The organism is Bacillus sp. FSL H8-0547 (assembly GCA_038002745.1).
Taxonomy (GTDB): Bacteria; Bacillota; Bacilli; order Bacillales; family Bacillaceae; genus Bacillus_P.
In genome coordinates this window covers 3,541,555-3,564,385 of the sequence record JBBODD010000001.1, presented here as the reverse complement: position 1 = coordinate 3,564,385, position 22,831 = coordinate 3,541,555, and the positions used below count along the sequence as shown (strand labels likewise).

General features: G+C 44.4%; 32 protein-coding genes. 10 read left to right on the top strand and 22 right to left on the bottom strand.

From position 1 onward, the window contains the following. Positions 1–328 precede the first annotated feature (328 nt). The 9 genes from map to MHB63_17865 all read right to left on the bottom strand — a co-directional run bounded on the left by map (position 329) and on the right by MHB63_17865 (position 8,318). On the bottom strand, positions 329–1,075 hold the full coding sequence (map, locus tag MHB63_17905) for a type I methionyl aminopeptidase (GenBank protein ID MEK3808398.1): 747 nt from the start codon (positions 1,073–1,075) through the stop codon (positions 329–331). Positions 1,076–1,106: 31 nt separating this feature from the next. Further along, positions 1,107–1,811: a class I SAM-dependent methyltransferase gene (locus MHB63_17900; GenBank protein ID MEK3808397.1), complete on the bottom strand. Its 705-nt coding sequence runs from the start codon at positions 1,809–1,811 to the stop codon at positions 1,107–1,109. A gap of 148 nt (positions 1,812–1,959) precedes the next feature. Continuing rightward, positions 1,960–3,084 carry a conserved virulence factor C family protein gene (locus MHB63_17895; protein MEK3808396.1) on the bottom strand — a complete coding sequence of 375 codons (1,125 nt, stop codon included), beginning with the start codon at positions 3,082–3,084 and terminating at the stop codon, positions 1,960–1,962. Between the two features lie 79 nt (positions 3,085–3,163). Next, on the bottom strand, positions 3,164–3,814 hold the full coding sequence (locus tag MHB63_17890; GenBank protein ID MEK3808395.1) for an HD domain-containing protein: 651 nt from the start codon (positions 3,812–3,814) through the stop codon (positions 3,164–3,166). A 13-nt stretch (positions 3,815–3,827) separates the two neighbouring features. Continuing rightward, positions 3,828–4,673: a DegV family protein gene (locus tag MHB63_17885; GenBank protein ID MEK3808394.1), complete on the bottom strand. Its 846-nt coding sequence runs from the start codon at positions 4,671–4,673 to the stop codon at positions 3,828–3,830. Positions 4,674–4,735: 62 nt separating this feature from the next. After that, positions 4,736–5,599, bottom strand: coding sequence for an amidohydrolase family protein (locus tag MHB63_17880; GenBank protein ID MEK3808393.1), 864 nt, complete (start codon positions 5,597–5,599; stop codon positions 4,736–4,738). 57 nt (positions 5,600–5,656) lie between these two features. Then, on the bottom strand, positions 5,657–6,139 hold the full coding sequence (locus MHB63_17875; protein ID MEK3808392.1) for a glutathione peroxidase: 483 nt from the start codon (positions 6,137–6,139) through the stop codon (positions 5,657–5,659). A 2-nt stretch (positions 6,140–6,141) separates the two neighbouring features. Then, entirely contained in the window at positions 6,142–6,642 is a 501-nt protein-coding gene (locus tag MHB63_17870) for a hypothetical protein (GenBank protein MEK3808391.1), read from the bottom strand. Continuing rightward, positions 6,642–8,318, bottom strand: coding sequence for a formate--tetrahydrofolate ligase (locus MHB63_17865; GenBank protein ID MEK3808390.1), 1,677 nt, complete (start codon positions 8,316–8,318; stop codon positions 6,642–6,644). Before MHB63_17865 ends, MHB63_17870 begins: the two co-directional genes overlap by 1 nt. 139 nt (positions 8,319–8,457) lie before the next feature. Between MHB63_17865 and metA the strand changes: the two genes are divergently transcribed. The 3 genes from metA (at position 8,458) to MHB63_17850 (ending at position 11,894) form a co-directional block, all read left to right on the top strand. Continuing rightward, entirely contained in the window at positions 8,458–9,366 is a 909-nt protein-coding gene (gene metA / locus MHB63_17860) for a homoserine O-succinyltransferase (GenBank protein ID MEK3808389.1), read from the top strand. Positions 9,367–9,697: 331 nt separating this feature from the next. Further along, entirely contained in the window at positions 9,698–10,843 is a 1,146-nt protein-coding gene (locus MHB63_17855) for a diglucosyl diacylglycerol synthase (protein MEK3808388.1), read from the top strand. A gap of 43 nt (positions 10,844–10,886) precedes the next feature. After that, complete coding sequence (locus MHB63_17850; protein ID MEK3808387.1) at positions 10,887–11,894, top strand: metal-dependent hydrolase; 1,008 nt, start codon at positions 10,887–10,889, stop codon at positions 11,892–11,894. 48 nt (positions 11,895–11,942) lie between these two features. Here the strand turns inward: MHB63_17850 and MHB63_17845 are convergent, their stop codons facing one another. Then, positions 11,943–12,641: an AIM24 family protein gene (locus MHB63_17845; GenBank protein MEK3808386.1), complete on the bottom strand. Its 699-nt coding sequence runs from the start codon at positions 12,639–12,641 to the stop codon at positions 11,943–11,945. Continuing rightward, on the bottom strand, positions 12,638–13,336 hold the full coding sequence (locus MHB63_17840; protein ID MEK3808385.1) for a class I SAM-dependent methyltransferase: 699 nt from the start codon (positions 13,334–13,336) through the stop codon (positions 12,638–12,640). The genes MHB63_17845 and MHB63_17840 overlap by 4 nt, the downstream gene beginning before the upstream one ends. Before the next feature lie 138 nt (positions 13,337–13,474). On the opposite strand from MHB63_17840, the gene MHB63_17835 reads away from it, so the two are divergent. Both MHB63_17835 and MHB63_17830 read left to right on the top strand, forming a co-directional pair. Next, complete coding sequence (locus MHB63_17835) at positions 13,475–13,702, top strand: DUF3892 domain-containing protein (GenBank protein MEK3808384.1); 228 nt, start codon at positions 13,475–13,477, stop codon at positions 13,700–13,702. Positions 13,703–13,714: 12 nt separating this feature from the next. Next, positions 13,715–13,870 carry a hypothetical protein gene (locus MHB63_17830; protein MEK3808383.1) on the top strand — a complete coding sequence of 52 codons (156 nt, stop codon included), beginning with the start codon at positions 13,715–13,717 and terminating at the stop codon, positions 13,868–13,870. A 435-nt stretch (positions 13,871–14,305) separates the two neighbouring features. Here MHB63_17830 and MHB63_17825 read toward each other — a convergent pair whose 3' ends face one another. The 3 genes from MHB63_17825 to MHB63_17815 form a co-directional block, all read right to left on the bottom strand. Continuing rightward, the gene (locus MHB63_17825) at positions 14,306–14,488 is read right to left on the bottom strand and encodes a hypothetical protein (GenBank protein MEK3808382.1); all 183 of its coding nucleotides are present in this window, start codon (positions 14,486–14,488) and stop codon (positions 14,306–14,308) included. Between the two features lie 73 nt (positions 14,489–14,561). Continuing rightward, the gene (locus tag MHB63_17820; GenBank protein MEK3808381.1) at positions 14,562–14,828 is read right to left on the bottom strand and encodes a phosphocarrier protein HPr; all 267 of its coding nucleotides are present in this window, start codon (positions 14,826–14,828) and stop codon (positions 14,562–14,564) included. 69 nt (positions 14,829–14,897) lie between these two features. Then, on the bottom strand, positions 14,898–15,149 hold the full coding sequence (locus tag MHB63_17815) for a hypothetical protein (GenBank protein ID MEK3808380.1): 252 nt from the start codon (positions 15,147–15,149) through the stop codon (positions 14,898–14,900). Positions 15,150–15,386: 237 nt separating this feature from the next. On the opposite strand from MHB63_17815, the gene cspD reads away from it, so the two are divergent. After that, a complete protein-coding gene (gene cspD / locus MHB63_17810; GenBank protein ID MEK3808379.1) occupies positions 15,387–15,587 on the top strand; it encodes a cold-shock protein CspD in 201 nt (66 codons plus the stop codon). Between the two features lie 57 nt (positions 15,588–15,644). On the opposite strand, the gene MHB63_17805 is transcribed toward cspD, so the two are convergent. After that, positions 15,645–15,851 (bottom strand): hypothetical protein, encoded by a 207-nt coding sequence (locus MHB63_17805; GenBank protein ID MEK3808378.1) that lies wholly within the window; start codon positions 15,849–15,851, stop codon positions 15,645–15,647. A gap of 191 nt (positions 15,852–16,042) precedes the next feature. Here MHB63_17805 and MHB63_17800 point away from each other — a divergent pair, with 191 nt between their 5' ends. After that, the gene (locus tag MHB63_17800) at positions 16,043–16,309 is read left to right on the top strand and encodes a DUF2564 family protein (protein MEK3808377.1); all 267 of its coding nucleotides are present in this window, start codon (positions 16,043–16,045) and stop codon (positions 16,307–16,309) included. A 38-nt stretch (positions 16,310–16,347) separates the two neighbouring features. Here MHB63_17800 and MHB63_17795 read toward each other — a convergent pair whose 3' ends face one another. Both MHB63_17795 and MHB63_17790 read right to left on the bottom strand, forming a co-directional pair. Then, the gene (locus tag MHB63_17795) at positions 16,348–16,533 is read right to left on the bottom strand and encodes a zinc-finger domain-containing protein (protein ID MEK3808376.1); all 186 of its coding nucleotides are present in this window, start codon (positions 16,531–16,533) and stop codon (positions 16,348–16,350) included. Further along, entirely contained in the window at positions 16,526–17,194 is a 669-nt protein-coding gene (locus MHB63_17790; GenBank protein MEK3808375.1) for a reverse transcriptase-like protein, read from the bottom strand. Before MHB63_17790 ends, MHB63_17795 begins: the two co-directional genes overlap by 8 nt. A gap of 275 nt (positions 17,195–17,469) precedes the next feature. On the opposite strand from MHB63_17790, the gene MHB63_17785 reads away from it, so the two are divergent. From MHB63_17785 to MHB63_17775, 3 genes are read left to right on the top strand one after another with little or no spacing between them, the layout of a single operon-like run. Then, complete coding sequence (locus tag MHB63_17785) at positions 17,470–18,147, top strand: queuosine precursor transporter (GenBank protein ID MEK3808374.1); 678 nt, start codon at positions 17,470–17,472, stop codon at positions 18,145–18,147. A 12-nt stretch (positions 18,148–18,159) separates the two neighbouring features. Further along, the gene (locus MHB63_17780; GenBank protein ID MEK3808373.1) at positions 18,160–18,561 is read left to right on the top strand and encodes a reverse transcriptase-like protein; all 402 of its coding nucleotides are present in this window, start codon (positions 18,160–18,162) and stop codon (positions 18,559–18,561) included. Then, positions 18,558–19,454 carry a DMT family transporter gene (locus tag MHB63_17775; protein MEK3808372.1) on the top strand — a complete coding sequence of 299 codons (897 nt, stop codon included), beginning with the start codon at positions 18,558–18,560 and terminating at the stop codon, positions 19,452–19,454. The genes MHB63_17780 and MHB63_17775 overlap by 4 nt, the downstream gene beginning before the upstream one ends. A 27-nt stretch (positions 19,455–19,481) precedes the next feature. On the opposite strand, the gene MHB63_17770 is transcribed toward MHB63_17775, so the two are convergent. From MHB63_17770 to MHB63_17750, 5 genes are all read right to left on the bottom strand, one after another. Next, on the bottom strand, positions 19,482–19,760 hold the full coding sequence (locus MHB63_17770) for a DUF6123 family protein (protein ID MEK3808371.1): 279 nt from the start codon (positions 19,758–19,760) through the stop codon (positions 19,482–19,484). Positions 19,761–19,782: 22 nt separating this feature from the next. Further along, the gene (locus MHB63_17765; protein MEK3808370.1) at positions 19,783–20,439 is read right to left on the bottom strand and encodes an NAD(P)H-binding protein; all 657 of its coding nucleotides are present in this window, start codon (positions 20,437–20,439) and stop codon (positions 19,783–19,785) included. Between the two features lie 100 nt (positions 20,440–20,539). After that, on the bottom strand, positions 20,540–21,439 hold the full coding sequence (locus MHB63_17760; protein ID MEK3808369.1) for a 5'-3' exonuclease: 900 nt from the start codon (positions 21,437–21,439) through the stop codon (positions 20,540–20,542). Positions 21,440–22,237: 798 nt separating this feature from the next. Further along, the gene (locus MHB63_17755; GenBank protein ID MEK3808368.1) at positions 22,238–22,363 is read right to left on the bottom strand and encodes a hypothetical protein; all 126 of its coding nucleotides are present in this window, start codon (positions 22,361–22,363) and stop codon (positions 22,238–22,240) included. A 68-nt stretch (positions 22,364–22,431) separates the two neighbouring features. Further along, positions 22,432–22,707 carry a YpbS family protein gene (locus MHB63_17750; GenBank protein MEK3808367.1) on the bottom strand — a complete coding sequence of 92 codons (276 nt, stop codon included), beginning with the start codon at positions 22,705–22,707 and terminating at the stop codon, positions 22,432–22,434. Between the last annotated feature and the right edge of the window lie 124 nt (positions 22,708–22,831).

Below are 22,831 nucleotides of genomic sequence, written 5' to 3'. Positions count from 1 at the left end.
TTCAACAATATTCGAATAATTTACAAAAATAAAATAGCTTGAAGTTTTTTCAGATCCATAACGTGATGTGATTTGAGGGAAGGGTGCCTTAGCTTAGATAGATGGTAATGCCCTTGAGACTGTATTCCAGAAGTTCTAACGCTTTGGTTTGTTCCCTTCAGAACATGCTGATCTTCATGAAGGGTCATTACCTCTCTGCTTTATTCCCCTCAGAATCTAAAAGGCACTAAACAGAGCACAATAACTTCAAGTATCTGTATTTATTAAAAATTGCTTCAAACAGATTTTCTAAGAGGCAAAAAAATAACGATCTCCATCTGGAAATCGCTTAATGTTCTGTCAAAATAAGTGGCCCATCTTTCGTAATGGCCACAGTATGCTCATATTGGGCTGAAAGTTTTCCGTCCACTGTCCGGGCAGTCCACCCGTTGTCGTCCATTTTTGAATACCATGTTCCTTCATTCACCATCGGTTCAATGGTAATGACCATTCCTTCCCTGAGTCTGAGGCCTTTTCCGGGCATTCCGTAATGCAGCACGGTCGGTTCCTCATGCATCGCCGGTCCAATGCCGTGACCAGTGAAATCTCTCACCACTGAAAAGGATTCACCTTCTGCATATGTTTGAATGGCGTGGCCGATATCACCAAGCCTGTTGCCGATCACTGCCTGCTCAATCCCTTTATACATGGCCGTTTTTGTAACATCCATTAATTTCAGCGCCTGATCAGATACATTTCCTACTGCATGTGTCCACGCCGAGTCTGCTAGAGCACCGTTTACATTCACGACAAAATCGACCGTTACAATATCACCGTCTTTTAAAGCCTGATTTCTCGGGAAGCCGTGGCAGATTTCATCATTAATCGATGCACACGTGGCAAACTCGTAGCCTTTATAGCCTTTCTGCTCAGGCACCGCTCCGTGGTCGGCAAGGTACTTATCCACGAAGGAATCAATCTCAAGTGTCGTTACACCGGGTTTCAAAAGCTTTGAAACCTCTTTATGGCACGAAGCAAGCAGCTTCCCTGCTTCGTGCATCCGGCTGATTTCTCTTTCGCTTTTTAAAATAATCATCGAACGTCTCCTCTTGGAATTGGTCCTCTTCTTATGATCTTGCAGTTGCCCTAATCATTATAAAATGAGGGTTATTCGTCAAATATTCATAGTTTGCAGGATTTTTTTCATAGAAACTTTCAGCAGGCTTAGGTTCAATCAGTTCATCTATTGAAAAAAAACGGCTCGTTTCCGTGACGATTTTTTCCAGAGGTTTTCTGTAAAAACTCACATCAAATGTCTGACCTGACTTTTTCCAGGTATCATGCAAAAGTTCTTCGCTGAAATAGTTCTTGCACTCAAACAGTTTCCAGTCCATAAATGGATGGTGAGTGGAAAAAAGAAGCCAGCCTGATGGTTTTAGAACTCTGGAAAATTCGCTTAATACAGGCTTCCAGTCTTTACAGTAATGAAGCGTAAGTGAACTCACAATGCCGTCAAATGAGGCATCAGCAAAAGGAAGAGTCTCTGAGAGGTCGTGACAGATCATTTTTGCACGCCCTCCCGTTTTCCTGATGGCCGCTTCAATCATATTGGGGCTGATATCAACGCCCGTCACCTGCGCTCCTCTTTTTTGCAGCTGATCCGAATACCAGCCGGCAGAACAGCCGGCATCAAGAATACTCGAGCCGTTCAGGTTTTCAGGAATATTAGCCATCATAGCAGGCCTTTCATAATCTGTATTATAAAGACTGTCCGTTTCGGTTTCATAGATCCTTGCAAGTCGGTCAAATGCTTCTTTTGTCTTATTCGGCATATGAGATTTTCCCCCATCGTTTTTTCATCAATCGCTAAGAAACCTCGCTAAAATAATATGGCCAAAGTCTTAGAATGGGTCTTTCCATTTTAGAAAAAAACTCTGCAAAAAGACTAAATCCACTAAGTGATTTAGTCTTTCAGCCGTCTTATTGCTGTCTGCTTTCTGTCATCTGTTTCCAGACGGAGCCTTTTGCCTCTTCTCCGCCTTCAATTCGTTCAATGGCCATTTTCACTTGAAGACTGACCTCGAATTCAGGATCGTTTTCGGCCTCTTTTAGTGCGCTCAATGAGCGCTCATCGCCGACTTCATATAGGAACATGGCTGCACGCCATCTGACGAGCTTGTTTTTGTCTTTAAGGGCAAGCATCATTTCTTCCATCGCTGCAGGGTCACCGATGTCTGATAGGCAGTCGCCGGCGGTTCTGCGAACGGTAACCGATTTGTCTTTCAGGGCTTTATACAGGTAAGGAAGCACAGAAGGCTCCTCGATCATGCCGAGATATACAGCAGCAAGTCTCCGGATTGAGGCCTTTTCATCTGATAATGCTTTATTTAAAACAGGGAGATCGCTCTCCTTTGGATCCATTTGCTCAAGATGCGCATAGCGCACTGTCCATTCCGGATCCTCGAGCATGTCCTCTGTCACCGTGTATGATTTGCGGGCTGGAACCGGTTCAGACTTGTCCTTTTTCAAAAGAGCTTCTGTAAGCTTTGTCAGCCGCTCTTCTGTATAGGCTGCCTGCAGCTCTTCAGTGACGTCTTTTCCAATTTCATCAAAGTCGCCATACCTTACTCCCTGTTCCTTCCACTTTCTTTCAAGCACAACATTGTCAGCGTTCTGCTGCGCAGCAAGAACAGCTTTTTGAAAACGCTCGGGAAGTCCGAACCTCTTTTCTGTCTCGCCGTCAGAAAGCTTTACCTGCATCGGGATGCCGCTGAACATCTGAACGTGGACATTGACCTCGCCGAAATGATCATTGATTTTTGAGCTGGAATCAGCTTTATCTTCCGTCTCTTCGCCGAATGCAGCACGGACTTTGGGAAGAATCTCTTTCCAGTCGAATTTGGCATTGCGTTCTACTGCCAGGAAATCCGCCACGTGATATACGCCTTTAACGCCTTCCACTTTGAGGATCTCCTGGATGACGCCGGGTGCACCTTCAGCTGTTTCAGGCTTATAATTGCTGCTTTTCCCGCCCGGCAGCTCCTCATCCAAAATGACTTTCATCGTATTTGGGCTCGGTGTCGGTTCAATTGATTTAATATTCAAGCCATGTCACTCCTTGTTTCGTGTCTGCATCCATTCTAACATAGCTGTAATTGCTCTTGCCATTTAGAGAAACCGCACGTCACGAGTTCCTTCCGGGCCCTTCCCATTCAAGGTAAAATTGCTTGAGATAGGCAACCATAAATTGATGGCGCTGAAGGGCCAGAACCCTTCCTTCCTCTGTATTCATGAGATCTTTCAGCTTCAGGAGTTTTTCGTAAAAATGATTGATGGACGTAGAACGATCCGAGCGGTATTCTTTTTCAGTCATGCTGCTCCTGACAGGCATGTCCGGATCATGAATGAGGCTGCCTTTTGATCCTCCGTAGGAAAAGACTCTTGCTATTCCTATTGCCCCCATAGCATCAAGCCTGTCGGCATCCTGGACGATCTGCGCTTCAATGGAAGAAACCTTTTCCCTGTTGCCCCCCTTAAATGAAATGGAAGTAATAACTGCCAGAATGTCACTGATAGACGACTGATCGAGTCCTTCCCTTTCAAGCAGGGCTGCGACTTCTTCGGTACTCATCCGGATATCATCTGACAGCTTTTCGTCAATCACATCATGAAGGAGAGCAGAAAGTTCAACAACAGATTGGCTGCACGCGTATTTTTTCGCTAGATTAACAGCCGTCCTTCTTACTCTTTCAATATGGTGCCAGTCGTGGCCTGTGCCTTCTTTTTTCAGGCGATCCTTTACGGTGCGTTCGATGTTTTCAATAATTTCTTTCAATTTAAGACACTTCCTATTCTTGGAACCAGGATACGCCGGCTACGTCTTCGCCTGTATGAACACCGATTGTTGTGCAAAGCGGCACAAGCTTGACCGGAATTTTGGGGAATTCTTTCACAAGCGTGTCATGCAGGCGGTCGGCCTTGTCGCGTTTTGAGGTGAACATCACCGCAATTTCGCGGATTGAATGTGTTTGACTGCCTTTTTTGATTTGACCTGCTATATACTGAAACGCTTTCTTTTCAGACCTGACTTTTTCTTCGGTAGAAAGCGACCCTGACTTAATGCGGATGATTGGCTGAATGTTTAAAAGACTTCCAAGATAATATTGAGTTCCGGTCATTCTTCCGCTCTTGTGAAGTCTTGTAAGGTCCCCGATCAGCACGTATGTATGGTGTTTCTCCTTCAGACTCTCAAGTTCTGTAACAATTTGTTCCGTCTCCATGCCTTTTTCTTGCATGAGAACGCCCGCTTTCACAATCCTAGTCAGAGGTTCTGTCAAAATAAGAGAATCAATGACCGTCACCGGTATATCTGCTTCGCCTGCTGCCTGAACAGCAGAAGAGTAGGTACCGCTGAGAAGACTTGACAGGTGGATGGAAATCACTTCGTCATAGTCTTCTGCAAGCTTCCTGTAAAGCTCTGCAAAAGCGCCAGGCGGCGGCTGTGATGTGGTAATGGCATTTTCAGGTTTTTTAAGAAGCGGATATAATTCTTCCGGTGCAAGAGTCACACCGTCCAAGTAGTCTTCTCCATTGATGCATACAAGGAGAGGCACCCAGTATATGTCGGGGTGATCCCTGATTTCCTGATCAATGCTTGCCGTGCTGTCTGTTACCCATGCAATTTTTCTCCCCATCATCGTATTCCCCTTTCTCTTTAAGCTTTCAAACCCCTATTCTTAGTATTAGTCGAAAGAGTTTAGGATTCCTCTTTTAAAAACTCATTTAATTTTGGAAATAGACGCAGGGCGTTATCGTAGAAGAAGAGCCCGTGATGTTCCTCCGGAATCAGTTCGCTGAACAGGTCAATGTATGGCTTAATTCCTATTAGCGGCCAGTCTGTCCCAAATAAAAGTCTGTCGTAGTGATCGCAGTAGGAAAGCGCATGAATGAGGTGATCAAAGAACCTCGTATTCTTTTTGGCGGCAATGGTCTTGTCCGTTCCGACAAGCAGTCCGGATAAATCAGCATGCATATTGTGGTTTTTGTTAATGACCTCAGCACCATCAAGCACCCATGGGTCTCCGAGATGCGCCATCATGAATTGGATATTCCGGTGTTCCACTGCCACTTCATCAAGAGTGAGGGGGTGGCTGTATTTGAGAAGACTTCTCTCTGAATAGGTATCGCCCGTATGAAAAACAACCGGAAGGCTGAATGCTTCTGCAAGCTCATAAACTGGTCCGTACACTTTGTCATAGGCATAAAAAGGATAGTATCCCAGATAAATTTTAATCCCGGCCGTCTGGTGGTGCTGGAGGGATTTCTCGAGCATCAGCAGGTTTTCTTCGCTGAGCTTATACGGATTAATGCCCTGACAGACGAAAAAATTCTTGGGCACACTTCCTTCAAGGTCGACTCCCATTGGTGTTTGTGCAGCTTTATCCGGAAAAGCTCCGCCGGCTGTTTCTGTCACACCCATGGCAATGGCAGCTACAACTCCGGCATCTTCATATTCTTTCTGCAGCCCTTTCAGGGAATAATCCACAAAAGAAACGTCATCCCCTGTTTGCCTGAAGCTTTGAATCTCTGAAATGTGCATATGGGCATCAATGATTTTCACTGCTCATTCCTCCTTTATAAACGAAAAGAAGCCTCTATTGGCTTCTTTCCGGCGAATTTACTGCTGCAGCAGCTTCTGAATCGTTTCTTCCATTTCTTTTGGGTCTGTATTGGGAGAAAAGCGTTCAACAGCTTTTCCGTTACGATCTACGAGAAACTTAGTAAAATTCCATTTCACAGCCTTTGAACCGAGCAGGCCCGGTGCTTCATTTGTCAGATGGGTAAACAGCGGATGAGCCTTCGGGCCATTTACATCGACTTTAGCGAACATTGGAAAAGAAACGCCATAGTTCAATTCGCAAAAGCTTTTAATGTCTTCTTCTGTCCCAGGTTCCTGGCTCATAAACTGATTGCACGGAAAGCCAAGGATTTCAAGCCCCTCCGGCTGATACCGTTCGTAAAGTTCCTGCAGCGCTTTGTACTGCGGAGTGAATCCGCATTTGCTCGCCGTATTCACAATCACAAGCACTTTTCCGCGGAATGCATCCATTGATTTATCATCGCCGCCAATTGTTTTTACATGAAGATCATAAATACTCAAAATCAACTTCCTCCTTCAACTATTTTTTCGAGGGTTGTGATAGCATGCTCTGTCATTGCCATCAGATCATCCACATGATCCTCGCTTATGCTCCGCCCGAACTGAACGTGATAAGCATGGCTGTACTCTTTAAACGGTACATCATACATCACCTGATGACGCACTTTAAAGTTGACCCCCCAGTCTTCTTCAATCATTCGTTTAGCAAACGTATACTCTTCTGCTGCTGTTTCATGAAAAGTGAGGCCAATCTCGCACGAATGTACATCATTGGTTTTCATCAGCTCCCCAGAAAGCTCCGGGAGGCTCATGGCGAGCCTGAATACCGCAGCTGCACCCTTTGATTCTTTCAGCTGAAATTGAATCTCATACACCCTTGACATCGCCGCAAGGTCTACAAGATCCTTTCTGCCTGTGACTGAAATGCTGCCGTCAAGATCCGCGTCGTAAACAGCACCTTCAAGAACCGTTTTTAAGTTATCAAATGCAGTCGGATCAAACATCAGAACAGCCCTGCCGCTTTCCCGTCTGCATCTACCGACATGCCGAGTGCCGCAGGCTTTTTCGGGAGTCCGGGCATTGTCATAATATCCCCTGTTAAGCATACGATGAACCCCGCTCCAATTGAAGGCTTCAGCTCTCTAATCGTAAGCGTGAAATCTTCCGGCCTTCCGATCAGTTCAGGCTGATCAGAAAGTGAATACTGGGTTTTTGCCATACAAACAGGGAGATGGGACCAGCCGTACCCGTCAAACTCCTTAAGCTGCTTTTTGGCTTTTGACGAAAATTCCACCGCTTTTGCCCCGTAAACGGTTTTTGCCACTTTTTCAACTTTGGCTTCAATACTGTCGGCAAGCTCATACAAATGCGAAAACTGATTTTTGTTTTCTGCAATCGTCTGAATGACTTTTTCAGCAAGTTCAATTCCCCCTGCGCCGCCTTTTTCCCATACTTCGGAAAGAGCTGCAGGATGGGAATGGTCTGCGCACCAGGTAAGGAGCGCATCGATTTCTTCATCGGCATCGGATGTAAAACGGTTAATGGCAACCGTATATGGCAGCCCAAACTGCTGGATGGATTCAATATGTTTTGCAAGATTCGATGCTCCTGCAAGCATCGCTTCTTTATCAGGCTCCTGAAGCTGGTCCTTATTTACTCCGCCGTGCATTTTAAGAGCCCGGACGGTCGCTACGATGACTACTGCGGCAGGTTCAAATCCTCCTGCCCGTGTTTTAATGTGGAGAAACTTCTCTGCGCCGAGATCTGCTCCAAATCCAGCTTCTGTTACAACATAATCGCCAAGCTTGGCAGCCATTTTTGTTCCGAGAAGGCTGTTGCAGCCGTGGGCGATATTTGCAAACGGGCCGCCGTGAATGATCGCGGGCGTATGTTCAAGCGTCTGAACGAGGTTAGGCTTCAGGGCGTCTTTCAGCAAGAGCGCAAGCGCTCCCTCGAATCCAAGCTCTCCGACTGTGACCGGCTCCTTGCTGTATGTAAATCCTACAACGATCTCAGCAAGTCTTTTCTTTAAATCGCCAAGGCCTGATGCAAGACAGAGAATGGCCATAATTTCCGATGCGACCGTTATGTCAAAATGATCTTCTCTCGGAGTTCCGTTAACAGGGCCTCCAAGCCCGACAATGACATTTCGGAGTGCCCGGTCATTCAAATCCATGACCCGCTTCCACGTAATCCTTCTTGGATCAATCCCTTTTTCATTTCCCTGATGAATATGATTGTCAAGTAAAGCTGACAAAGCATTGTTTGCCGTTGTAATGGCATGAAGGTCTCCAGTGAAATGCAGGTTGATGTCCTCCATCGGAATTACTTGTGAATAGCCCCCGCCTGCAGCTCCCCCCTTAATTCCCATCGTCGGACCGAGTGAAGGCTCTCTCATGGCAATAACTGCTTTTTTCCCAAGCAGATTCAGCGCCTGGCCAAGGCCCACTGTTACCGTCGATTTGCCTTCTCCGGCAGGTGTCGGATTAATGGCGGTAACAAGGATGATTTTCCCGTCCGGAGCATCCTGCTTTCTTTTAAGAAGGTCAAGTGACAGTTTCGCTTTATATTTTCCGTATTGCTCCAGTTCATCTTCTAAAATATCAAGTTTTCCCGCAATTTCCTGTATTGGTTTTATCGCAGCTTCCTGAGCGATTTCGATGTCTGATTTATGTTTCATTTTTAGCACACAGCGCCCTACTTTCTGCTTAATAGATTGATTTCACGCACAATTGTAACACAAAAGCAAATTGAATTATTATTCCAAACTTTCTATAATAGAGAAAACTCTGAAATGTACAGAAAGTTGAGGTTCATTCATGCCTATAAATATTCCATCTGACCTTCCCGCAAAAGAAATTCTTGAAAAAGAAAACATCTTCGTCATGGACGATAAGCGAGCGTATCAGCAGGATATCAGACCGCTGAACATTGTGATCCTGAATATTATGCCCGAAAAACAGAAAACAGAAGTACAGCTGCTGAGGCTTCTCGGAAATTCCCCTCTTCAGCTGAACATTACATTTATGAGGCCTGAAACCCATACATCCAAAACAACGAAGGAAGAGCATCTGCAGCAGTTTTACACGACTTTTTCAAAGATCCGCCACAAAAAGTTTGACGGAATGATTGTAACAGGCGCCCCGATCGAGCACCTTCCTTTTGAAGAGGTTTCCTACTGGGACGAACTGAAGGAAATCTTTGAATGGACAAACAAGCATGTCACGTCCACTCTTCATATATGCTGGGGTGCTCAGGCAGGACTTTACTATCACTACGGCGTAAATAAATATAGTCTGGAAGAAAAATGCTTCGGTGTATTTGAACATGTCATTTGTAATGATTCTGTAAAAATTGTCCGCGGATTCGATGATCACTACTATGTGCCGCATTCCCGGCATACGGATATAAAGAGACAAGATATTGCGGCAGTTGAAGAACTAGACATTATAAGCGAATCGAAAGAAGCAGGCGTATGTCTTGTAGCGTCAAAGGATGCAAAGCACGTCTTTTTGACCGGCCACCCGGAATATGATCTCCTAACCCTGAAACAGGAATATGAGCGGGACCGGGCTAAAGGACTCCAGACGGGAGTTCCGGCCTCTTATTTTCCAAATAACGATCCGTCTGAAAAACCTGTTCAAAAGTGGAAATCCCATGCCCATCTCCTTTTTGCGAACTGGCTGAACTACTGCGTGTATCAGGAAACGCCTTACGAGTGGGAATGAGAAAGAACAAAAGCGCAAGCTCCAAGGCCCGCTCCGATAGGCAGATAAGAATCCGTCGGAAAAGTCCGGTTCCTGCCTTTTTTGACGGATTTGTTCTGACAGAGGATCTAGGCGCTGGAGCTTGCCGATGATAACTTTGTTATGTTATCCACAGCCTTTTATTCCTTAGCAATGGAAAAAAAACATCACACGAATTGGCTTTATTTGTTAAAATTAAGGTGAATTTAATTTAATTTTTATCTAATCTTTATATTTTGTAAATATTCCTGTGATACGCTTTTAAAAGCAGGACATAAGCGTCCTGTTTATGATTATAGTTGAGGTGAATGCATTGTTAAAAAAACCGAAAGTGTTAATTTTAACCGCAAAATACGGGAACGGACATGTTCAAGTCTCAAAAACACTTGTTAAGCAATGCAAGGACATGGGAATTGAGGAAGTGGTTGTTTCTGATCTGTACGCTGAATCGAACCCTGTTTTTACAGAAATCACCCAATACCTTTATTTAAAAAGCTTCACAATCGGCAAACAGTTTTACCGTATGTTTTATTACGGCGTCGATAAAATTTACAACAAGAAACTGCTGACGCTGTACTTCAAGCTCGGAAATAAACGGCTTTTTGAACTGATTGAAAAAGAGCAGCCCGACCTGATCATCAATACATTCCCGATTATCGTCGTGCCTGAGTACAGAAGACGCACTGGCCATATTATACCAACCTTTAATGTGCTCACTGACTTCTGCCTTCACAAAATCTGGGTTCACCAGAACATCGATAAATATTATGTGGCAAGCAAACGGGTGAAAGAAAAGGTCATGAGCCTCGGCATTCATCCTGCTTCCGTCAAGGTGACAGGCATCCCGATCCGTTCCGTGTTTGAAGAAAATCTTGATAAAAATGAAATCTGCCGCAAATACGGGCTTGACCCCAATAAAAAAATTCTGCTTGTCATGGCAGGCGCCCACGGTGTTCTTAAAAACGTAAAAGAACTGTGCGAGTCGTTTCTTGAAGACCAGGATCTGCAGACGGTCGTCGTTTGCGGAAACAATGCGGTTTTGAAAGAAAACCTTGAAACGATAACCGGCAAAAATGTAAGAAACCTAAAGCTTCTTGGCTACGTCGAAAGGGTCGATGAGCTGTTCAGAGTCGCATCCTGCATGGTAACAAAACCAGGCGGAATCACGTTAAGCGAGGCCGCAGCTGTCGGTGTTCCCGTTATTCTTTTCAAACCTGTTCCCGGACAGGAAAAGGAAAATGCACTCTTTTTTGAAGAAAACGAGGCAGCTGTTGTAGTCAACCGCTCAGAAGAAGTGTATGAAACTGTCAGCAGCCTGTTGAAAGACGACAAGAAACTTAAGAGAATGAAACGCAACATAAAGCGTCTGCACCATCCGAACTCATCCTTAACCATTATGGAAGATATACTCAGAGAAGCTTCTCTTTTTAAAGAGAACAAATTTATTAAGGCTCAATAAGACCTTCCGGATGAAGGGGAATACACCCCCGGAGGCTAAAAAAATGGATACAAGCACGCACATCATCATGGGTTTCGGCCTTGCAGGACTCGCATACATCGACCCTGCTGTCGGACAGAATCCCGAACTTGCTGCGGCTGTAATGGCCGGCACCGTTCTTGGATCAAATGCACCGGATTTTGATTACGCGGTCAGAGTTTTTAAAGGTAAAGGAATGTACACCGAGCATCACCGCGGGTTATCTCACTCTGTGCCCGCATGGTTTATTTGGAGTTTTCTGCTCACTGCCATTATTCTCATTTTTTCACCTTCCTTATCGGGGCAGGACTGGATGCACCTTGCCGGCTGGACGTTCGCTGCGGTGCTGGTTCACGTCTTATTTGATCTTTTTAACGCATACGGCACTCAGGCAGCACGGCCATTCACAAAAAGATGGCTGTCTCTGAATTTCATCCCGCTGTTTGACCCGCTGATTGTCTTTTTGCATATTGCCGGCTTTTCATTATGGGCCGCTGGAGAGAGCCCTGGTCTTACTTTTTCTGTTATTTACACAATCATATTTGTTTATGTCATTGAACGATTCTTCAGTTCCAGAAGGGCTCTTGCACGAATCAGAAGCGAACTCCGTGAGTCTTCTGTTTTGACTGTCGTCCCTACAATCCGCTGGTCAGTATGGCAATTTGTGTCCGAAACAGAAACAGGCTTTACCTCAGGTGAACTGCGCTCAGGTCAGGTCAGGCCGGTTCATTCGTTCGAAAAAACAAAGCATGAGCTTATATCAGCTGCTGAAAAAGATCAAAACGTGCAGCACTTCCTGAAAAACTCAAAACATGTGCACAGTATTGTCATTCCTAATCCATCCGGATATGAAGTCCGCTTTTTTGACCTCCGTTTCCGGACGAAAAATCATTATCCCTACATGGCTGTCTGCCTGTTGGCCCGGAACGGAGCGATCCTCTCATCACAAACAGGGTGGATTCATCAGACAGGAAAGCTGCATAAAACCCTCCTTCCCCAGAACTCCTCAGGGGCGGCAGGTCTCGACGCATGATAAAACCCCCGGAATTCCGGGGGTTTGTTTTATATTATTTTGGCCGCGTCAGCCTGATGTCGTTTGACTGTAATAGACCTCTTCAAATGGCTGAACCACAACAAAGCCTTCTCCTTCGAACTTCATCTGTATAGACTCTCCGCTTCCTCTACCGAATAAGGTTTTCAGCGAGATATCGGTAACGAACTCCGGAGTCAAACTCCCTGACCAGGCGACAGTTGCATTCGGGTCGGTATAAACCGGATCACCCGGCTTGACAATCAGTGTCAGCGGTTCATAGTGAGAGGTAATCGCAAGCATTCCCCTGCCTTCAAGCCGCACGTTAAAAAGTCCCCCTGAAAGCATGCCCGCAATCTTCCTCATCATTTTGATATCCCATGAGATGGAAGGTTCAAACGCAAGCAGGTCATTGCCGTTCACAAAAATGGATTCTCCCTGCAGATTTATAATGGAAATCTTTTTTCCCTGGTCAGCTACATACAGCTTTCCTGCTCCAGTCGCTTTCATAAGAGCCGTGCCCTCGCCTGTAAGCGCCTTTTTAAACATTTTCCCAAGGCCGTGCTCAAGAATTCCTTCACGTTCATATTTGATCTGACCGCGGTAGGAGACCATTGCTCCGGCTTTTGTCCAGACTTGGCCATTCAAATTGATCTCAAGCAGCCTCTCCGTCTCAAGCTCGAACAGTCCCTGCCCTTTGTCCTGCTGCTCTGTTTTCTCCACAAATTCTTGAATGCTGTATCTGTTCATCGCTTATCCTCTCCCTTTTTCTGAAGCATAAACAGCCATAAAAATGAAAGTGACTGCTTTAATTCCGCAGAAAGTTTATGGACCATATCCTCTGTCACTCCCCGTTTGTATACACCCTGACTGTCAATCAATTCCCAGCCATTTTCAAGCGCCAGCCTTTCAAATTCCCACGGCATCATAGTGTTGCAGATGACATCTTTTCCATATAGCCTCTCGTAGCTGTTTTCTCTCGGATGCGCTGTCGGTCCAAGAACCGCAATGCACAAATAGCCTTCCTTTTTAACGACCCTCTTTAATTCCTGTAATCCGGCAAGCGGATCTGCTGTCCATTCAAGACAATTAATCGTCAGCAGCGCATCGGCCTGTCCGTCACTGAATGGCAGCGACATGATGTTTGCCTGTTCGAAGACAAGCCTGCCTTCTTTTTCATGCTGCTTTGCAAGCCTGATCATTTCAGGGGACAAATCAGCTCCTGTCACCTTCATGCCCTCCTGCATTAAAAGGAACGACCCATATCCGTCCCCGCAGCCGATATCGATCACAGTCGATCCTTCTGGTACATACTTTTTGAAAAAAGGGATAACCTTGCTCCTGCTTCCGGTATCCCACATATCCTTGCTGCTCTTATTCCAGAATGCAGCCCGTTCGTCCCACTTCTTTTCTGCTTCTTTTTCCCAGTCATATGTATTTACCACTTGAATCAGCTCCAGTTATCAGCATTCCTTATACATTTCTAGGAAATCAGCCAAATTCCTCTCTGCCGAATAAAAGTCACCAAAGAATAAAGACTAATAAAAGCAGATCTCTCTCTGCATGTGAAAGGAGTGCTTACAATGGAGAAGGAAACATTTATTGCTGTTCAGAAAAACAGCGAAGGCGACCTGTCCGCTTTTAAAACCTCTGGCGGCAGAATTCTTTCCTACGAACAGGCGCTTGCTGAAGCAGGAAGCGGCAAGATTGAAGGTGTCAGCACCTTTAAAGGAAAAGGCGGAGGCACATACATCCGAAGCAACCCTGACAACAGCAAAGCAAATAACCTTGACGCACTTCCACTATTTTAGGAGGAAAACACAATGACAAAAAAATACAACAAACAAGGCAGCGCAAACGGCAACTCCCCTGAAAAAGGACACTTCCAGGAAGAATTCGGCCAGGAAATCATTTCAGGAGACAACAGCAAGGGAAACAAACGCAACAAAGACCAGAAATCAAAGACTTCCGGGAAATAAGGATGATGAAACCAGCTGCCGCGGCAGCTGGTTTTCTTTCTGCATACTCTATTTTATGGCGCTTTTCACAGGCGTGATGCCACTTTTCTTCTCTTATGGAACCTGTTTGTGGCGCTACTCACCGGTGTGATGCCACTTTTCTTCTCGCATGGAACCTGTTTGAGGCGTCACTCACCGGAGTGATGCCACTTTCCTTCTTGCATGGAGCCTGTTTGTGGCGTCACTCACTGGAGTGATGCCACTTTCCTTCTCGCATGGAACCTGTTTGTGACGTCACTCACCGGAGTGATGCCACTTTCCTTCTCGCATGGAACCTGTTTGTGGCGTCACTCACCGGAGTGATGCCACTTTTCTTCATGTTAAAACCATTTGGAGGCACCACTCACCCGAGCGACGCCTCTCTTTTGCTGAAACCAATTTAATTTATATGCAACTTTACTTTTCAGGATCAGCCTGCTCATTTCTCCCTCTGTCAATCGTAATAGCCGCTGTTTCATTGTTCATATAGAGCGGGACTTGCATTTTGTCCCCGTTGTCATAGAATGCTTCATTGATGCCGTCATTGGCGCGTGTTGGTTCTTCACTTCCAAGGTAAGATGGGTATTTTTTATCCTTCATCTATTTCGCCTCCATTCAGGTATAGTATCTCCTGCCATTAAAAAAATCTCCTGTTTCCAGGAGATTTTCATGATCAGGCGCCAAGCTGTTCTGCAATGATGACACGCTCTACTGCTTCGATGGCTTCTTTTTCGTCGTCGCCTTCGGCTGATACGGTAATGGTTGTTCCTTTTCCAATGCCGAGTGACATAACACCCATAATTGATTTTAAGTTAACCTTGCGTCCGTTCGCTTCCAGGTTCACATCTGCTGTAAAAGAGTTGACTGCATTGACAAGAGATGTTGCAGGACGTGCATGTATGCCTGACTCGCTTGTAATTTCAAATTTCTTCTGCTGCATCTTTCTTTCCCCTCTCCTCATTCTACAAAGAAATATTATAATCATTTTTGACCAAAAGGGAACTGTTTTTTAAGCAAGCTTAATGATTTCTTCATTGGTAATGTAGCTGTGCAGATAAATGGTGCAGATTTGCGTGTTCTTTTTTTCCACGATGATGGTGTTCTGAAGGGCATCTTTAATGAGAATCAGTCTTTCATGCTCGAAGTCAAGCAGTGATTCAAGCGTCTCGAGCTGGCTGCATGCCTGCAGAAAACGGTCATCGCTCATTTTTCGGTCTTTTTTAAAAATAACCTGCATGTTTCCAATGTTTGTTTTGTACACGTTTCCCACATCCCTTTACAAGTTATTCCACCTATAAATAAAATATCTGAAATTTCCGTAAAAATCTATAGGCAACTTGACGACAAATTTCCAATAGTGTATATTAAAAGCATCATTTAGCTAATAGTTAGTGAAACATCGTTTTTCCAAACTTTGTTTGCGCATACATATTCGCTGATTGATAAAATATTTCCAGGTAGCAACACCTGTGCTACAGTATTAGGAGGATAAAGTACTATGCAAAACGGTAAAGTTAAATGGTTCAACAACGAAAAAGGTTTCGGTTTTATCGAAGTTGAAGGCGGAGACGATGTATTTGTACATTTCTCAGCTATCGAGGGAGACGGCTACAAGTCTCTTGAAGAAGGACAGGAAGTTTCTTTCGAAATCGTTGAAGGCAACCGTGGACCACAAGCTGCTAACGTAGTGAAACTATAATTACAAACGTACATTATAATTGATCATATACGAATGCAAGAAAGAGGCTGAGATATCTCAGCCTCTTTCTTTCGTTAAATCCTGGCTGACAATTAAAAATTCCACAGCCTTTAAGTTTTGCTTCAGCTTCCCTTCGATTCTTTTTACCTCAAACTGATTAAACACGCTGCCGTTTTTTGCCATGAACAAAAGCATATCTAAATCGCCATATATTTCGTAAAAAGCCTGCTTTATATCATCATTGATTTTGATTGTTGTCTTCATTGCTGTCACCCTCCCCTGCGGCATAGTCAAAAAGGTTCATCCTAATCTACAGTTATTCTTCAATAAAGAACAAATTCCTTCTTTTTAACGAATTTTTATTTTAGAGAAATTTCTTCCAGTTTCTTTCGTCCTATTTTTTCGATGTATATTTTAAGAAGGTTGTCGAACGATAAAGATGTGGAGGTGAGGACTTGGATCAAATTAATCACACAGGTCTTATCAGCGGTTTCAACAACTTAAAGCAGCTTGAAATGGCAGTTGCTGCTGCACAGAAAATGACGGGCTCTGCAACGATGAGCATGGATCCGGAAGCTATCCAGAACGCAGAAAAAGCTTTGCAGGATGCAAAAGCCATTTACCAGACAGCCGGAGAGACAGGCGTTGATCAGCCGTTTTTAAGCAATCAGCAAGAGCTTTTGCTGCAATGCGAGCATCAGCTCAATGAAGCGAAAAAATAAAAAAATCCGCTGAATTCAGCGGATTTTTCTCTGTTTTTCTATACAAGTTTTTTGCCGTACTCCTTCATCTTTTGCCCTACTGTGCATTCTCCGATGCAAAATGCATGGGCCGCTTTTTTCCCGCGTTCTTTTCTGAAGAGCTTTTTGAGAAGACAGTCTGAGCAGTATGTATCATTCAGCTCATCTATATCATGGACGATTTGTTTTTTGTCTCTCTCATTCATCTTGATCACCAGCCGTCCATTCACTTGCAACCTTTATGCCGCCCAGCCCCTGTCCTGCAAGTTTGTCTGCCTCGGCATTGTCTTTTCTGGCGACCGGAACGCAGATTGGGCGTATATTTCTCTTTTTGAGTGCTTTTTCTATTTTATCAAGCCAGCGGGAGTATGCTTCTTCATAGCAGGGCCACTCTCCTGAAAGCTGATTGAGAACGACCTGGGAGTCTCCTTTAAATGTGACGTCCTGATGCTGCACGCCAAGCTCTTCAAGCTTTTGGACCAGGAAGTAAAAGGCCATGTATTCTGCTTCATTGTTAGAAAGAGCTTCCGCTTTTTCGCTGTATCTCATTCTTGATCGTTTTCCGTTTATTGTATAGTAAATCACGGCGCCGAGTCCCGCTTCTTTTGACAGCTTATTATAATTTCCGTCAAAAAAAGCTTCTACATCAGTTGGCTCATGCACAACTTCGAGTTTAAGTTTCTTAAGTTCTTTGAGTGTCCATGAAGTGCCTCTGGAATCAATAAATTCAAGTGTCTGGGCTCTCCCTGTTTTTTCGGCATCTTCTCCTATGCTGATGGCAGTCTCAAGATCCGTTTCATCCGAGCTGAACAGGACGCTCTGCTTTTTCGGGGTTTTATACATCCATTGAATGTGATATTTCACCATTTTCACTCCTGACTTCATGGTTCCTTGTTATAAGTAGTCTTGCTTGTACCGGCAATTGTATTCAATATGCTATAATCATATTCGGCTTAATACAAAAGCGGAAGCGCCTTGGTCAGATCAGATAGGCAGATAAGAATCCGGCGGAAAAGTCCGGGTTTGACTTTTTTGACGGATTTGTTCTGACAGAGGATTTAGGCGCTGGAGCTGGACGCAGTAATAATTTTCTAAACAGCCAAAAAAAACCTTCCTAAATTATATCAGCAAGGAGATTTTATATGCCAAACGAATTACTGTGGATCGGATTTGCATTCATTAATTTTATCATTGTTCTGCTATTTTATAAACTTTTCGGCAAAAGCGGATTATTTGTCTGGATCGGTTTTTCGACCGTTGCAGCCAACCTTCAGGTAGTCAAAACGATCGAGATCTTCGGATTAACGGCTACGATGGGGAATATCATGTATGGTACTGCCTTTTTAGTAACAGATATCATCAATGAAAAATACGGTGAAAAAGAAGCAAAAAAAGCCGTCTGGCTGGGTTTTGCAACATTAATTTCCCTTACTGTTATTATGCAGGGTGTACTCATGTTCCAGCCTGATGAAACGGACATTGCACAAGGGGCATTAAAGACGATTTTTGATATGATTCCCCGTATTGCCATCGGCAGCCTTGCAGCCTTTATTATCAGCCAGTATGCAGATGTGGCGATCTACTCATGGCTCAGACGAAAGTTTCCATCTGACAGGCTGCTGTGGATCAGAAACAATGGGAGCACAATGATCAGCCAGCTTCTGGACACCCTCATCTTCACGTCAATCGCCTTTTTGGGCGTCTATCCGTTTGATATCTGGATTCAGATTTTTATTACGACTTATCTGATTAAATTTGTCGTTGCTATTATTGATACACCATTTGCTTATCTGGCCAAAAGAATAAAACCTGCTGAATGAGGAGAGGAAGAAATGATTGAAGTTTATGTGGATGGTGCCAGTGCCGGAGACCCGGGCCCTTCCGGAGCTGGGATCTTCATAAAAGGACATGGCAAGGGCGAGCAGTTTGCAGTGCCTCTTGGAAAAATGACAAATCATGAAGCTGAGTATCATGCATTGATAAAAAGCCTTGAAATTTGCCTGGAGAAAGGTTTTTCCATCATTTCCGTAAGAACTGACTCCCAGCTTGTTGAGCGGGCTGTAGAAAAAGAGTATGTGAAGAATCCTTCTTTTGTTCCGCTGCTTGAGAGAGTTCTAGAGCTAAAAAAAGGATTTGATCTCTTTTTCATTAAATGGATTCCAAGTAAGCAGAACACGGTTGCTGATGAGCTGGCGAGAAAAGCGATCCGGATGAACGGAAGCGATGACGGATGAAGCTTAAATCATCTCTCACAGCCGACATCAGCCTGCTTCTTGTGGCATGCATATGGGGGTCTACTTTTGTCATTGTTCAAAAAGCGATTCAGTTTATGCCCCCTCATTTTTTTAACGGCGTCCGGTTTTTCCTTGCTGCCGTGCTTGTTGCTCTAATTGGCAGGAAAATGACGCGTCTGGTCCCTTCGAAACGTTCAGTTGCCGCCGGTGTCACATTGGGAGTGTTACTCTTTCTCGGCTACGCTTTCCAGACAGTCGGCCTTTTGTATACGACTTCTTCTAAAGCAGGATTTATCACGGGTCTGAGCGTAATGATTGTTCCCCTGCTTTCCATCTGGATTCTTAAGGAAACGGCAAGGAAAACGGTTTATGCCGCAGCGGCGGTTGGCACAGCAGGTCTGTATTTTCTGACATTCAGCGGCTTTTCATCGTTCAACCAGGGTGATTTGCTCGTTTTCTGCTGCGCCCTTGCTTTTGCTCTGCATATTCTGTTTACGGGAAAGTTCTCTGGTCAGCACGATGCCTGGCTTTTGACCATCGTCCAATTGTTTACTGTTTCTGTTCTGAGTTTTTCAGCGTCCGGCCTTTTTGAAAGTGTTCCGGATGCGGGAAAAATGCTGACTGCGGACGTGCTTTTAGCCCTGTTCATTACAGCCTTTTTTGCAACAGCTTTTGCTTTTTTTGTTCAGACAAAGCTTCAGCAGTATACGACAGCATCCAGAGTTGCCCTCATATACGCATCAGAGCCTGTATTTGCAGCGCTTACTGCCTATTTCTTCGCAGGTGAGCGCCTCTCTTCAGCCGGTATCTTCGGCTGTGTGCTCATTCTTTCTGCGATGCTGATGGCAGAATGGAAGCCTGCGCGAAAAAAAGAATCGATTGCTTCCCATTGAAAAAATCCCGGAGATCTCCGGGATTTTTCAGTTTAAAATGTTCAGTTCCCTTGCTACCCGCATCGCCTGGCTGCGGTTTCTTGCCTTTTCTTTTGTCAGTCTTTCAAGAAGAGAGACGAAAAAGGCGCCGTCAAATTCTTTTTGCGCTTTTAATGTCAGCTCGATTGCAGCTATGACCAGCTTATCTTCTGCGCCTGTATAGTGCTTTCCGAATTCGATAAATCCGAGGGCATCTTCTTTAAAGTGAAACCCCTTATCCTGTAAATGCTGCAAATAATCTGTCACTGATTGTATCGTATGTAGCAAGCATACCCCGCCTTAGCATGTTCTAATAGCCAATATCCTTAATTTCATCAGATTGAAATGTGATAACCAGAGGATCTTTATTCTGTGCTTCTTTCAGCATAGCTTTTGCAACCGTTTTCGCATGTATAGGCTTCATCGATTTTAGTTTGCCTATAAAGACAAAACCGAAAAGTTTAAAAAGCCACTCACCCAGTTTTTCCCCCATCCGGAATTCCTGTCTGTCTCCAAGCAGAAGGGACGGCCTGAACAGAATAACTGACGGGAGGCCGAGGTTTCTGAGTGCATCCTCCATTTGTCCTTTTACGCGGTTATAGTAAAAGAGCGAATCTCTGTCAGCACCTATTGCAGAGACAGCCAGAACCCGTTTCACTCCCTGCTGTTTTGCAAGCTTTGCCGCCTCCACTGAATATTCGAAATCAACTTTATAGAAAGCTTCTTTTGATTTTGCTTTTTTCATGGTTGTGCCAAGACATAAGAAGAGGTCATCCACCTTAAATTCACGTTTGCTGGCTGAAAGATGATCAAAGTCAACAACAATGTTCTTATGCTTATCATGTTTGCGGTCCAATGCTTTCCTTGTAACCGTCTTCACTTCTGAATAATGCTTTGATGAGAGCAGCAGCTCGAGCAGCTCCGTGCCGATGAGGCCGCTTGCCCCGACAATCATTGCTTTCTTCATGATTTGTCACTCCAATCTTCTTCGGATCATAAAGGAAACGGGTTCAAAAGCAAAGGGCTTGCTCCCGTTTTGGGGCCGGTTATGTAAAAGAGAAGAGAGGTCACATTGCCTCTCTGGAATTCAATGCATCTGATAAAAAGCCATGCAGTCCTCTAAGCTCCATTTCTTCAATTAAACGTGCAGCACGGCTGTGCTCTGCATCAAATAAAGCTTCTTCAAGGCTGCATTCAACAGGTACATCGCACGCTATTTCTGCAAGCCGTCTTGAGAGATGCAGCATGTCCAAATCCTGCTCAATTTTTGATCGCTGTGCGTTCGTCAGCTCTTCAAGCCGCTCAAGCAGAACATCAATTGACTTGTATTTGGCAATCAGCTTGTAGGCCGTTTTCTCTCCGATGCCTTTAACTCCGGGATAGTTATCGCTGCTGTCGCCCATCAGTCCTTTTACATCCACAAGATGAGCTGGAAGTATGCCTGTTTCTTCTGTAAAGAAATCCGGCGTATACACTTTATATTGGCCAATTCCTTTCTGCATTAGAACGACCTGTATATTTTCATCAAGCAGCTGAAGAAGATCACGGTCGCCAGTCAGAATGGATATATTCATTTCAGCAGAATAAAGCTTTGCAATGGTCCCGATGCAGTCATCCGCTTCATACCCGGCAAGACCGACATTCGGAATGTTAAAAGCTTCTGCAGCCTTTTTTGCAAGGTCAAATTGCGGAAGCATTTCAACAGGAGCTTCCGGACGGTTGGCTTTATAGTGATCAAATAGCTCTGATCTGTATGTTTTGCTGCCCATATCCCAGCAGCAGATGACATGCGTCGGCTGAAAATGTTTAACGGATGCGAGCAGATGCTTCAGGAAGCCGTTTACTGCATTTGTCGGCACGCCCTTGCTGTTTATCATAAAGTTGCCGTAAACGCTTGTGGCGTAGAATGCTCTGAATAAGAGAGCCATGCCGTCGACGATCAGCAAATGTTCTTTTTTATTATTCATATAGAGATCAAACTCCTATTCCTAAAAAATACGCTGTCTCTATCATACCATAATTATGTTCGTGGGAAGAAAGGGAAAAACATGAAAAGAGGATGGTACAAAACATTAGCGCAGAGGTTATTCCGCAGGAAACACTTGTATCTTAAGCTATCTGAACATTGGCTGCTCATTATACCCTACTGAAGAGCATGTTTCTTATTCCATTTGAGAACCGGCCGCTGATTATACCTTACGAAAGAGCGTCTTTCTTATTCCATTTGAGAACCGGCCGATGATTATAACGTACGAAAGAGCGTCTTTCCTATTCCATTTGAGGACCGGCTGCTGATTATACCTTACGAAAGAGCGTCTTTCTTATTCCACTTGAGGATCGGCTGCTGATTATACCGTACAAAAGAGCGTCTTTCTTATTCCATTTGAGAACCGGCCGCTGATTATACCGTACAAAAGAGCGTCTTTCTTATTCCATTTGAGCACCGGCTGCTGATTATAACTTACGAAAGAGCGTCTTTCCTATTCCATTTGAGGACCGGCCGTTGATTATACCGTACGAAAGAGCGTCTTTCCTATTCCATTTGAGGACTGGCTGCTGATTATAACGTACGAAAGAGCGTCTTTCCTATTCCATTTGAGAACCGGCTGCTGATTATAACGTACGAAAGAGCGTCTTTCCTATTCCATTTGAGGACCGGCTGTTGATTATACCGTACGAAAGAGCATGAATGAAAAAGGGTGAATTTGAGTAGTTTTAACTCAAATTCACCCTAATTTATTTCTGTTCAGATTTCCCGGATTTGGTTATTTCTCTTTTTTGCTGTTCATTTTTTTCACTTCAGTTTCTGCGTATGAAGCGAATTCTTCATTATAGCCCTTGGCATTGTTGTTGCGCTGTGCGTTGGCATTCCCTTTTTTCGTTTTTCCCAAAGCTGACACCTCTTTTCAGTTAGGTTAGCTTTAGTATCTTCAGGGAGCAGCTGCCTGACACGAAGAAGTTATTGGCTGTCCTGGCCGAACTTTCTTTGCACATATTCTTTGACCATTTCCTCTGTAACGTGCTGTCTCGTTGGAATAATGCCCCCTTTAGCAAGTTCATTGATTTCAGCTGTGACTTCATTTATTCCATTCACTGAAAAAGGCTCGGATTGTCTGCACTGCAGAACCGCTTTCTCAATCAGCGCCTCTCTTTTCTCCTCTAATGCTGCAAACTTTGTAACGATGGCATTTTGCTTTTTGCTGTGTGCCGTAATGGCTTCATGTACGTTGCTCATCTTGTTGATCTCCTCTTTTTTCCATTAGTTTTTTTACTGATTCCTTTGGACTCCAGCAGTCAAAGGAATAATCAGGTTTCGTTTCAAATCCGAGCCGGCTGCAGCGGTAAATCATCCGCCCTTC